This window comes from Sphingomonas segetis, assembly GCF_009720245.1.
Taxonomy (GTDB): Bacteria; Pseudomonadota; Alphaproteobacteria; order Sphingomonadales; family Sphingomonadaceae; genus Sphingomicrobium; species Sphingomicrobium segetis.
This window is the reverse complement of record NZ_WJSQ01000089.1, coordinates 1-11381: the sequence shown is the minus strand read 5'-3', so window position 1 is coordinate 11381 and position 11381 is coordinate 1. Positions and strand designations below refer to the sequence as shown.

Annotated in this window: 10 protein-coding genes and 1 tRNA gene; 1 reads left to right on the top strand and 10 read right to left on the bottom strand. The window is 66.0% G+C overall.

Features of this window, described 5'->3' with window-relative positions; genetic code table 11:
* The 5 genes from GH737_RS09625 to GH737_RS09605 all read right to left on the bottom strand — a co-directional run.
* The coding region (locus GH737_RS09625) for a TonB-dependent receptor (RefSeq protein ID WP_196233083.1) at nucleotides 1-2942 on the bottom strand (2942 nt) is incomplete at its 3' end.
* A 123-nt stretch (nucleotides 2943-3065) separates the two neighbouring features.
* Nucleotides 3066-3980: a glycosyltransferase family 2 protein gene (locus GH737_RS09620; RefSeq protein WP_155264613.1), complete on the bottom strand. Its 915-nt coding sequence runs from the start codon at nucleotides 3978-3980 to the stop codon at nucleotides 3066-3068.
* A gap of 69 nt (nucleotides 3981-4049) precedes the next feature.
* Nucleotides 4050-4988: a cupin domain-containing protein gene (locus GH737_RS09615; protein ID WP_155264610.1), complete on the bottom strand. Its 939-nt coding sequence runs from the start codon at nucleotides 4986-4988 to the stop codon at nucleotides 4050-4052.
* Nucleotides 4985-6709 carry a trigger factor gene (tig, locus tag GH737_RS09610; protein WP_155264612.1) on the bottom strand — a complete coding sequence of 575 codons (1725 nt, stop codon included), beginning with the start codon at nucleotides 6707-6709 and terminating at the stop codon, nucleotides 4985-4987. Before tig ends, GH737_RS09615 begins: the two co-directional genes overlap by 4 nt.
* Before the next feature lie 47 nt (nucleotides 6710-6756).
* Nucleotides 6757-6839 (bottom strand) — tRNA-Leu (locus tag GH737_RS09605).
* Nucleotides 6840-6948: 109 nt separating this feature from the next.
* Between GH737_RS09605 and GH737_RS09600 the strand changes: the two genes are divergently transcribed.
* On the top strand, nucleotides 6949-7137 hold the full coding sequence (locus tag GH737_RS09600; RefSeq protein WP_155264609.1) for a hypothetical protein: 189 nt from the start codon (nucleotides 6949-6951) through the stop codon (nucleotides 7135-7137).
* Between the two features lie 77 nt (nucleotides 7138-7214).
* On the opposite strand, the gene GH737_RS09595 is transcribed toward GH737_RS09600, so the two are convergent.
* From GH737_RS09595 to GH737_RS09575, 5 genes are all read right to left on the bottom strand, one after another.
* The gene (locus GH737_RS09595; protein ID WP_155264608.1) at nucleotides 7215-7712 is read right to left on the bottom strand and encodes a GNAT family N-acetyltransferase; all 498 of its coding nucleotides are present in this window, start codon (nucleotides 7710-7712) and stop codon (nucleotides 7215-7217) included.
* A gap of 70 nt (nucleotides 7713-7782) precedes the next feature.
* Complete coding sequence (locus GH737_RS09590) at nucleotides 7783-8412, bottom strand: hypothetical protein (RefSeq protein ID WP_155264607.1); 630 nt, start codon at nucleotides 8410-8412, stop codon at nucleotides 7783-7785.
* 10 nt (nucleotides 8413-8422) lie between these two features.
* Nucleotides 8423-9646 carry a M48 family metallopeptidase gene (locus tag GH737_RS09585; protein ID WP_155264606.1) on the bottom strand — a complete coding sequence of 408 codons (1224 nt, stop codon included), beginning with the start codon at nucleotides 9644-9646 and terminating at the stop codon, nucleotides 8423-8425.
* Nucleotides 9646-10419 carry a hypothetical protein gene (locus GH737_RS09580; protein WP_155264605.1) on the bottom strand — a complete coding sequence of 258 codons (774 nt, stop codon included), beginning with the start codon at nucleotides 10417-10419 and terminating at the stop codon, nucleotides 9646-9648. Before GH737_RS09580 ends, GH737_RS09585 begins: the two co-directional genes overlap by 1 nt.
* Nucleotides 10420-10491: 72 nt before the next feature.
* Nucleotides 10492-11381, bottom strand: an 890-nt coding sequence (locus tag GH737_RS09575; protein ID WP_196233082.1) for an alkaline phosphatase family protein, incomplete at its 5' end; no start/stop codon positions are given.

Sequence of the window (11381 nt, the reverse complement as noted above, 5' to 3'; positions counted from 1 at the left end):
GGCGGCGGCGGCGGCGCGTAGGGCAGCGGCGCCGCGTGGCTGGCGCCCAGCTTCACCGACGCGCGCGCATAGAAATAGCGGCCGGGGATGTCGTACATCGTCGGATCGAAGTTGTTGAGATCGCAGGTGTTGCACCCGGGCGCCTTGGTGTTGAACAGGTTGTTGACCCCGAACGCCAGGCCAAGCTGATGCTCCATGATCATCGGCATCCAGCGCAGCTGGACGTCCGTGTAGAACCGCGAATCCAGGGTGTTGCCATCGGATTCGCGCAGGCGCGAGACATAGCGCCCGGTGAGGCTCGCACCAAACGTCGCCAAATCCCAGTCGAGGATGCCGATCGACTTCCACTTGGGGAAGCCCTGCGACGGGCTGCCCTGCTCGGTGCCTTCGCGACTGACGATCTGGGTCCCCCCGAAGCCGCTGAGGATCAGGTCGTAGTTTTTAAGGAAGGTGTTGTTCCACGTCAGGCCGAAGCGGCCGGCGCGGGTCATCGGGCTGCGATATGCGAGGTTCAGATCGATGCCCTTGGTATTGATGCCGGCGATGTTCCCGAGCGTGCCCTTGATCTGGGTGAGCTGGCCGCTCCCGGTGAAGGAGCGCGAGACCAGCGCACAGGCCGCCGGGTCATTGTTGACGACGCAATTGTTGAGCGTGATCGAGGCGTCGACAGCCTGGATCGCGCTCTTGATCTTGATGTCGTAGTGGTTCGCTTCGATCGAGAAGCCCGGCAGGAATGACGGGCTGTAGACCCCGCCGAATATCCAGCTCTTTGAGGTTTCGGCCTTCAACGCCTCATTTCCGCTTACGATGACGGAAATCTGCGGGTTGGCCTGCTGGTACGAACCGTTGGCCGGGACGCCCATCGCGATGCAGCTTGTCTTGACGGCCGCGTCGTTCTGGAAATTGCGCGGCGCGGTGCTGTCGTTCGAGCATGGATCGCTGATCGTCTGGTCGAAGCGCGAGAGAGTGCCGAACAGCTCGCCGATCGACGGCGCGCGGAAGCCTTCCGCGAACGAGCCCCTGAGGCGCAAATCATGGACGGGCTTCCAGTTCACGCCGCCCTTGAAGGTCGTGGTCGATCCGGACGTGGTGTAATCCGATATGCGCGCGGCGCCGTTCAGTTCGAGAAGATTGACGAAGGGCACGTCCTTGATCAGCGGCGCATTGAGCTCCGCATAGGCTTCCTTGACCGAATAATGCCCCCGCGTCGGGCCGGCGGGAATGTCCGAGCTGAAGCCTGCGGCAACGATCGGATCGGGATCGAACCGGCCGCCCAGGCGGCGATATTCGACGCCGACCGCAAGGCCGAGCGGTCCGCCCGGCAATTCGGCAATTGCCCCCGACACGTTGCCGGTGAAATCCCACAGCGACTGCTCGCTTCGGTCGTGCTGTACGAAGGTGACGAAGTCCATCATCTCCGGAGTGATCGAGCCGGCCCCGCCGAAGAAGTTGAACGGCGTGCAGGTTCCGCCGAACTGGCCAGGCTGGCCGACGCACTCGTCGACCGGCCCGAGCGCCTGTCGCAGGTGCGAGGAATTGATGTTGCCGTGCATCGTCTGCTTGGCGGTGTTGTGGCCGTAGACGCCGTTCACGTCCCAGTACCAGTCGTGATTCAGGAAGGAGAAATTCCCGTCGAGGGTCGCGACGCCATAAGCGGTGTCGACCTTTTGCGAGAACTGGCGCGGCCCGCCTTCGACGAAGCGCCGCAGGATGAATCCCAAATTGGTGAAATCGAGCGTCACGCCGAACGGGTTGAAGGGATTGGTCGCGTCGATCGTGGTCGCGTCCAGAACCGGCGTGATCCCGGCGTCGGGGCCGATGCCGAACGGGAGCGGTGCCGCCTGGTTCTTCGACTTGCGCTCGTTCCACAGCCCCCGGAGCGTGAAATTGATGTTGTCCGCCAGTTCGTACTTCAAATTGGCGAAGGCACCGTAGCGCTCGAGCGGGATCTGGAAATAGTTGAACGGCGCGAAGTTGAACCGGTCGGCGTTGCCGCCGAACGCACGGAAGTCGGCGAGCGTCGTCGGGCCGGGGATCACCGGCGCCTTCAGCGTCGCATCGCCGCCGACGAAGTCGAAGACGGAGCCTGCGTAGCGGCCATTGGGAAGGAAGCTCGAGCAGCCGCCTTCAAGACAGGAAGTTCCATAGGGGTTGGGGAAACGCGAGATCGCGCGATCGTCCGCGCTGACGCCGTTCTGCTTCACGTAATTGCCGCCGACGACGAGTTTCAGGCGCCCGTTGCCGCCATTGCCCCAGCTCAGCTGGTAATTCTGGGTGAAGCCGTCCCCTTCCTGCCAGTAGCCGCTCAGCTGGGCACTTGCTGCAAAGCCGTCCTGCTCCTGCTTCGTAATCAGGTTGACGACGCCGGCGATCGCGTCCGAGCCGTAGATCGCTGACGCCCCGTCCTGAAGCACCTCGACCCGTTCAATCATGCTTTCCGGAATGGCGTTGAGATCGACCGAGCCGGGGACGCCGCTGGCCGAGGCTCCGTTCACGAAGCGCAGGCCGTTGACCAGGACCAGGGTCCTTTGGGAGCCGAGATAGCGCAGGTCGATTTCGGCCGCGCCCGCGCCGACGCCGGCGCCGCTCGGCGGGTTGCCGAGGTTGCCGGAATTATTGAACTTGCTGTTCAGCCCGCCGCCCGAGCTGGGCAGGCGCTGGAGTACGTCGTTGACCGAGTTGAGGCCGGTCTTCTGAATGTCCTGCTGATCGATAAAGACGCGCGGCGCATCCAGATCCAGCGGATTGCGGCGGATGCGCGAGCCGGTGACGACGATGTCGTTGCCCGGTCCCTGGGCGGAAGTGGCCGGAGACGCCGGCGGCGCCTCGCCCGTGACCACGTCAGGCGGCGGAAGCGTGCTCTGCGCAGCCGCACCACTCGCCACCGTTGCCAGCGCAGCAAATGCAACACCCGCGCGTAATGCCGCTTCGATCCGCTTCATAACGTCTCCCTCGTTGCGCGCCGTCTTCGGCGTCGAGGGAAACAACAGTAAAGGACGACCGGGCAGCCAAGAAGCTTCAGCGTCGGGTCGCGGACACATTTCCGTCGCGGTGATGCAATCGGATTACGGTTCCCCGGGAGCCGCTAACGAAAGATAAGCCAGGCGCCTGACCTCGCGGCGACCGCGCGTGACGGTGTCGAGGATTAGCCCGGCGAAGACGCAGAGCACCGCGATGATGATCATGCCCGTGACCAGGATCGCGGTCGGGAAGCGCGGCACCAGGCCCGTTTCCATGTAGGTCCTCACCAGCGGGATCGCGAGCAGGATCGCGACGACGACCAGCAGCGCCCCGATGGCGCCGTAGAAGAGCGCCGGACGCTCGACGCGATAGAGCGTGCCGATCGTCTTGAGGATCCGCCACCCGTCGCCGTAGGTGGAGAGCTTGGAGTGCGAGCCCTCGGGCCGCGCCGCGTAGCTCGTCTCGACCTCGCCGACCGGCATCCGAAGTTCGAGGGCGTGGACACTCATCTCGGTCTCGATCTCGAACCCGGCCGAAAGCACCGGGAAGCTCTTCACGAAGCGCCGCGAGAAGACGCGGTAGCCGGAGAAGATGTCGCTGAAGCTGCGCCCGAACAGGCCGGAAAGAAGCCCGGTGAACACTCGGTTCCCGAGCACGTGGCCGCCGCGGTAGGCGTCCTTCACCTCGTGCCGTCGCGTTCCCACGACCATGTCGAGCTGGTCCGCGAGCAGCATCTCGACCATCGCCGGGGCAGCGGCCGGATCGTAGGTCAGATCGCCGTCGGCCATCACGTAAACGTCGGCGTCCACATCGGCGAACATGCGCCGGACGACATTTCCCTTCCCCTGCTGCTTTTCCGAGCGGACCACGGCGCCAGCCTCGGCGGCGACCTGGCGCGTCCGGTCGCAGCTGTTGTTGTCATAGACGTAGACGGTGGCGCCGGCCAGCGCGTCGCGGAACCCGCGCACCGTTGCGGCGATCGCCGCCTCCTCGTTGAAGCACGGCAGCAGCACGGCAATTCTTGGGCTCGCGGCGCGGACCAACTCTTCCCCCTCGACAGACGGCGAGGGCTATAGCGGCAAAACGCGCTAGTCCAGCCGCGCGGTCGTGACGTGGAGCAAGCGGAAGTCGGGCGACAGGTCGGACAGCCGCCAAGGCTCACGAGGCGGGATGACAAAGGCATCGCCGCTGCCCAGCCCGCCGCCTCCGGGAAAATGCAGCATCGACGAGCCGTTCAGAACGAAGCCGAACACCAGTTCGCCCTCGTGCGGCGCCAAGGCGATGCTCGCGCCAGTGCCGGGACGCAGGATCCGCACCTCGGCGAGGCCGCCGGTCGCGTCGGCGACAGCCGTTTCCTGTGCCTCTCCGCCTCCTCCGGACGGTCGCCAGACAGTATCCGCGGCGACTTGGCGGAGGAAGCGCTGGCCGCCGAACAACCGCGCCGGATTGCTGCCGTTGGGAAGCTCGAGCGCGTGATCGGCGAAGGTCTCGTGGAGCGCCGGAGCGGTGATCTCGATCACCTCGAGCCCCGGAGAGCTTTCGAGCACGCGATGGCGGATTCGGGGCGGCTGAAGGACGAGGTCGCCCTCGTGCATCACGAACGACTCCCCCTGGCCTTCATAGACTACGCGCACCCAGCCGCGCCGGACGAAGATCAGCTGCAGCGCGATGCGGTGAAAGTGCACCCAGTCGGCGACGGGACCGCCGCCGGGGATGGAAATGCGCGAAGCGACATAGCGGCCGCCGAGCCTGCCCGGGATCAGGTCGCGGTAGAGCATGCCCGCGCGGCCCTGCCCCGCCGACTCGCCGGCGCGGGTCAGGATGAATTCGGGCGCGAATGTCGGCAGCCTTTCGCCAGGGGCGGGCGCGTCGTGGCGGCTGGTCAGCCGGACGGACTCGCCGCCTCTGCTGAGCAGCGCCGTGTGCGGATCGTCGGCCGGATAGATGCAGTCGAGCCGGAAGCCCTCGCCCTGCAGGTCGCCGATGCCGGCGCGGAGGTCCTCACAGACGACCGCGCGCTCGCTCAAGCCTTCTTCGCCGCCTTCTTGGGCTTGGCCGCGGGCTTGGCCTCGCTCCTGGCGGGCTTCTTCCCGGCTTTTTCGACCTTCTCGGCAGCCTTCTTGTTCGCCGGCTCGCTCTTGACCGGCTTGGCGGGCTTCGGCGCGGGGGCCTCCGCCACCAGGTCGGCCTTCTTCGACGGCTTCGAGCTGGTCGGGATCGGTTCCTTCGCCTCGACCTTTGCATCCGGCTTCGCCTTCTTCGAAGCGGATTTCGCCGTCTTCGCCGGCGCAACCTCGGCTACAGCTTCGGAAACCTTGGCAGCCTGCGCCTTCTTGGACGGCGCCTTCTTCGCCTTCGGCTTCTCGGTCACCGCGCCATGGTCGTGGTCGTGTCCGCAGTCGGGGCCATGGACATGGCCTTCCTCGCTCTCGAGATCGGCCTCGAGCTGCTCACGCGTCGACTTGCGCTCGGTAATATCGGCCTTGCCGAACAGGAAATCGACGACCTTGTCCTCGTACAGCGGGGCGCGCAGCTGGGCGGCGAACATCGGCTCTTGCTGAACCAGCTGGAGGAAGCGCTCACGCTCCTTGCCCTGGTACTGCGACGCTGCCTGGCCGATGATGTTGCGCATCTCCTGCTCGCTGACCTCGACTCCGTTGGCGGCGCCAATCTCCGACAGCAGCAGACCGAGGCGCACGCGGCGCTCGGCGATTCGGCGGTAGTCGGCCGACTCGGTCTCAAGCTCGGCCAGCGCGGCCTTCGGGTCAGCCTCGTGGCTCGCCTCGTGTCGGAGCTGGTTCATGATGTTCTGATACTCGGCCTCGACCATCGAATCGGGCACGGGGAAATCGTGGCGGGTCGCGAGCTGGTCGAGCAGCTGGCGCTTCATGTGCGTGCGAGTGAGGCCATTGAGCTCCTGTTCGATCTGGCCCCTGATCAAGCCCTTGAGCTGCTCGAGGTCGTTTAGGCCCAGCGACTTGGCGAACTCGTCGTCGAGCTTGGTTTCGCCGGCAGTCTTCACTGCTTTGACGGTGACGGCGAACAGCGCCTTCTTGCCCTTCAGATTCTCGACCGGATAGTCGTTCGGAAAGGTAACCTTGACCTCGCGCGTGTCGCCGGCCTTCGCGCCGACGAGCTGGTCCTCGAAGCCGGGGATCAGCCGGCCCGAGCCGAGCTCGACGGACATGTCCTCGCCCTTGCCGCCCTCGAACGGCTTGCCGCCGACTTCGCCCTCGAAGTCCATCACGACCAGGTCGCCGTTCGCCGCCGCATGCTTGCTGGGCGCATCCTCCCAGCGCTTGGCCTGGCTCGCGAGCTGCTCGATCTGCTGATCGACCGCGCTCTCGTCGGGCTCGACCGTCAGGCGCTCGAGCTTGAGATCTTCCACCTGCGCCGGCGGAACGTCGGGCAGCGCCTCGAGGCTGACATAGACTTCGGCGTCCTTGCCCGGCTCATATTGATCGTCGAGCTCGACCTGCGGCTGGAGCGCCGGGCGGACTTTCTGCTGCTCAAGCAGCTCCTGCACGCCTTCCTGTACCGCGCCGTTGAGCGCGTCGCGCTGGAGCGCCTCGCCGTGCATCTTGCGAATCAGGTTCGGCGGCACCTTGCCCGGGCGGAAGCCGGGCATGCGCACCTGCGGCGCGATGCGCTTCACTTCCTTGTCGACCCGGGCCTCGATGTCGGCGGCGGGGATGGTCAGCATGAAGCCGCGCTTCAGGCCCTCGTTCTGCGTTTCGACGGTCTTGATACTCACGTGTTCGTATCCTGAAATCTGCTGGCTCGGCGATCCGCGGCTGGTGCGGGCGGAGGGACTCGAACCCCCACGGTTTCCCACTTGGACCTAAACCAAGCGCGTCTACCAATTTCGCCACGCCCGCGCGGACGCTTGGAAAGTGCGCGGCCTATAACAGCCCCGACCGGTTCGGCAACCCGAAGCGACAAGCAACCCGCTGTTCTCAGGCGCGTTCCCAAGCGAGGAGAGCCCTCATGCAACAACAGCCCGAACCGAACGAACCGCCGACGACTCCGGCGCCGCCGCCGCCCGAGCCCTCGCAGCCGGGTCAGCCGACCGCACCGCCGCCGGGGATCCCCACCCATTCGCCCGACATCGACGTCCCGTCGCCGCCATCGCCGGGGAACGACCCGTCACCGGGGCCGATCTCACCGATTGGATAAAAAGCGCACTCATCGCTGATCGCACGCGAGCACTGCGAATGTCCGCGTTGGGGGGAAACGCAGGGTGGAACGAGACACTAGCTGATCTCAAAAGCGGCGTGATACTCGACCATCCCGCGGCACGACTGCTCTGTGAATTTGAGCTGCTGGAAATATTCTGGAGGCACTCCAGCCAAGCGAAGGCTATGGTCGGCCGTGAACCCGAAGCGGCTATAATAGGCCGGCTCTCCAAGGACGACGCACCCGTTCGACCCTCGGGCGCGAAGGCTGGCCAGCCCGGCTTCGATGAGTGCGCTTCCGATTCCTTGTGCCTGTCGTCTCGGCACCACCGCCACGGGACCAAGCCCGAACCAGCCGTCACTGCACCCGTCAATCGTCACGGGTGAAAAGGCCACATGACCGACAATCGATTCTTTCTCCATCGCGACCAGTGAGACGGCCAGGCTTCTCGCCTCTCGTAGCGCCTCCACGATGCTCGCTTCAGTGCCGCTACTATGTTCGGCTCCGACGAATGCCGCAGTTATGACGTTGGAGATCGCTTCCGCGTCCGACGGGACCTCAGGCCTTATTTCCATTCGTCATTGAATCGCAGCTCGTCCCGATGTCTGCAATGGCTCGACGTCTGCCACTGCGCCGAGGAAATTCCTAAGGCCGCCGCAGCCGAGCCGATGCGACGATCGCCTCGAAATCGGGCAGCGCCGCGTCATAATAGTGTGACCGCGCCGCGTCGTACATGGCGAGATAGAGCTGGCCGCCGATCACCGCGCCGACGACTCGGCCCTTGCGCCACAGCTCGTCGCTGTCGAGATGCTCGTAGTCGAACTGGAAGCCGTTGGTCCCAAGGAACTGGCGCGGCTGAATGGAGATGGTTCGGAAATCGACCGCCCCGCCGCGCACGCGATAGAGGCTCTCGAGCATCGCCGCGATCTCGGGCGGAGTCATGTCGGCGCGGAACTTGGGCACCTGCTGGTCGGTCGTTCGGCGCTGGCGAACCATGAACCGGCCGCTCTTGAGGCCGGTGATGAAGGTGATCCCGTCGAGCAGCGGCCCGTTCAGCGTCCAGTCCTCGACCGCCGGAATGTCGTCGAACAGGATCGCCCGGTGGCGGTTCCAAGGGCGCGGCGGTACCACCGACATGTTTCCGTTGCCGACGTTGACTCGGCGGACGTTCACCGGGGCATAGGAGCTATAGCCATAGCCTTCGCCGGCCAGGGTCGAGCAGGCGGACAAAGCCGCAGCCGCGACCAGCACGGCCGCCGTCGGGAAACGCTTCACCTTTGCCTCCTCACCCGATCGTCTGCCGCACCCATGCGGCGTCGGGCGCATCAGGCTTCATCGCCAGATATTTCGTGAATGCCGCCTTCGCTTCACCGCTGCGCCCTTCCTTGAGCAGCGAGATTCCGTGCCACCGCCAGGCATCGGCCGGCGCGTCCGGATAGACGACCGCCGCCGCATAGCTTTGCGCGGCGCGCACGTCGTCGCCCTTGCGGTTGCGCAGCCGCCACACCTCGCCCTCGTAGAAGCGCAGCAGCCCGTCCCACCCGTCCTGCGCCAGCGTCTGGAGCAGATACTGGCTCGCGCCGGGGTCGTTGAGCTTCACCTGATCGTCGAGCAGCATCTGGCGGATCGGGCCGATCGTCGCCAGATAACGACCGCGGCGGCTGTCGTATGCCTTGCCCGGCACCTTCAGCTCGAGCGCGTCGGCCCTGAGGTCCGCCATGCGCGCATCGTCCGACGGGTGCGTGTCGAAGATCGAGCCGCGGCGGCGGAACTTCCCGCGATAGGCGGCGCTCGCCTTCTGCTCGCCGATCAGCTGCAGCCAGATGCTCGACATTTCCATCGGATCATAGCCCGCCTCGGCGATGAGCTTTGCGCCCATCGCATCCGCCTCGGCTTCCATGTCGCGGCTGTACTTGAACAGCGACAGGATGGCGCCGAGCTGCGCGAGCTGGACATAGTCGCCGAGATAGATGCCGGCGCCTGCGCCGCCGATTCCGGCGAGCATCGCGCCGATCGAAAAAACATCGCTCTTGCGCCGCTGGTCGCGCCACGAGCGGATCATGTGGCGGCGCAGGAAGTGCCCCGATTCGTGCGCGATCACGCCGGCGAGCTGCGCTTCGTTGCGCATGCGCAGGAGGAGGCCCGAGAAGACCACCGCGAAACCCGTCGGAAACATCATCGCGTTGAACTCGGGGATTCGGGCGAGGTAGATGCGGAAATCCTTCGCGGCCGGCCCTCCGACCGTGCCGATGATGTCCTTCAGATATCCGGTCAGCGTCGGGTCCGTGATCAGCAGGTTGGTCCCCGCGATCTCCTCCTCGACCCGTTCCATCTCCTTCCACAGGCCCTGCTCGTCCTTTTCGGTCGGCTTGAACCCGGGGCCGATCAGCGGGACCATGTCGGATGGCCTGATGCGCGCGCTCGCGACGCCGGTGTGGAGGGCCGCCGCCGCCACCCCGCCGCCGACCAGCAGCGAACGACGGCAGATCTGCGGACAGCGCACGCACATCAGCGCTCTCCCTGCGCCCGGCGGACGGCCTCGCCCGGCTTCATCCGCCCGAGCAGACGCTCGACCATCTGCGCCGCGCCCTGCGGAGTCCTGAGGTCTCCGAATTTGATCCCCGGCACCTGGCTCGCCGCGTCGACGACGTTGAACCACACCACCTCGCCGGTCTTGAGGTCGACCAGCGAGGCATAGTCGAGTTGCTCCGCGCCGCCGATATTGGGCGCGCAGAAGCCGACGACGCAGCCGGCGAGGCCGACCACGCCGAGCGCGATTCGCCCCGTCGAGGCGACCTGGTCCTCGGCGTGGAGGAACAGCGCATAATCGTAGCCGGTCATCTCCCCAAGCCGCACGGCGTCGGCCCCGAGCGTCCAGTCGAGGCCGCGGCCGCGCTTGGTCGGGAGGTAATCGCCGAGATATTTGTGCTCGACGATCGACTGGTCGACGACGAAGTTGAGGCGTTCGACATCGGCGAGCTCCTGTTCGGTGACTCCGGGAAGCTCGTTACGGTGCTCGATAATGGAGACCTTGCCGCCACGCGCCGCCTGCTGCGCGCGCAGCGCGGCGACGATGTTGGCGCGCGCCTGATCGGTCCACTCGGCGCGCGGCTCGACCATCCCGCCGGTGGTCAGCGAGCCGACGGTGACATCGGGCCGAAGCACCAGCAGCTTGTAGTCGCCTGCGGGCGGCGTGAACTGGACGTCGGCATATTGGCGCGTCTCCACGCATGCGCCGAGCGCGATGCCGGCCAGCAAAACCGCCACAATCCGCTTCCGCATTCCTCCCCTCCGCTCCTGCAGGAGCTTCATGCCTCAAAGGCAGCGGAAAGAAAAGCTGGTGTTTTGAAGCGCTTAGCGCTGCGGGCAAAAAGCAGGCGTGCCCTCGAGGCAGTGACCATCGACCGAGCCTGCGGCGACCGGAAGCGCGATGATGGCCGCAAGCGTCGGCATGATGTCGACAGTTTCCGCGGGTGCCTCGACGGTCGCTCCCCTGAAGCCCGGGCGCCAGAACAGGATGGGCACGCGGCGGTCGTAGTCCCACGGGCTTCCATGAGTCGCGACATAGCCGCGGCTGGTGTCGGCGATCGGTGTCACGTCCTTCTTCAGGATTACGTAGAAGTCGCCCGAGCGGCCCGGATAATAGCTTTCGCGGACACGTTCGATCAGGCTCCACTTGTCGGGCGGGCTCGTCGGTTCGGGAGTCGCGGCGATTTCCGCCGCCGTGAATACCGCTTCGACCTGAGGATGCCCGCGGTAGGCGGCAACCAGCGCGTCAAGCAGCCGCTTCTGGTCTGCCGCGGACAAGCGGTCGTCGATGTACATGTCGCCGGAATTGCTTCCGCCAATCAGCCCGGGGCCGGGGATGTTGAGCTGGGCGGCGAGCTTCGGCCCCATCACGCCGCTGCTGAGGGCCTTGTCGACCCGCACCGCGTCGGCGACTCCCGCGAGCCGCTCGCGCTCAGGGATGTCCTTGCCGCCGTGGTCAGCGGTCAGCGCGACCGCATAATCGATGCCGCGGCTGTCGAGAACGGAGAGGAAATCGCCGATCTCGCGGTCGAGCTCGAGCAGCTGGAGGCACATCTCCTCGCCCTCGGTGCCGTAGCTGTGGCCGACATAGTCCGTGGCCGACAGGCTGACCGCGAGCACGTCGGGCTGGGTGCCGCGCCCGAGCCGCATCTCGTCGACCAGCCCCGCGGCGAGCGCAAGCGTGTCGCCGTCGAGCTCGGGCGAAGCGCTCAGCG

Bases quoted from the DNA above. Each gene is read 5' to 3' on its own strand.
- GH737_RS09585 (WP_155264606.1), bottom strand. From the start codon at position 9,646: ATGTGCGTGCGCTGTCCGCAGATCTGCCGTCGTTCGCTGCTGGTCGGC.
- GH737_RS09600 (WP_155264609.1), top strand. From the start codon at position 6,949: ATGCAACAACAGCCCGAACCGAACGAACCGCCGACGACTCCGGCGCCG.
- GH737_RS09580 (WP_155264605.1), bottom strand. From the start codon at position 10,419: ATGCGGAAGCGGATTGTGGCGGTTTTGCTGGCCGGCATCGCGCTCGGC.
- GH737_RS09595 (WP_155264608.1), bottom strand. From the start codon at position 7,712: ATGGAAATAAGGCCTGAGGTCCCGTCGGACGCGGAAGCGATCTCCAAC.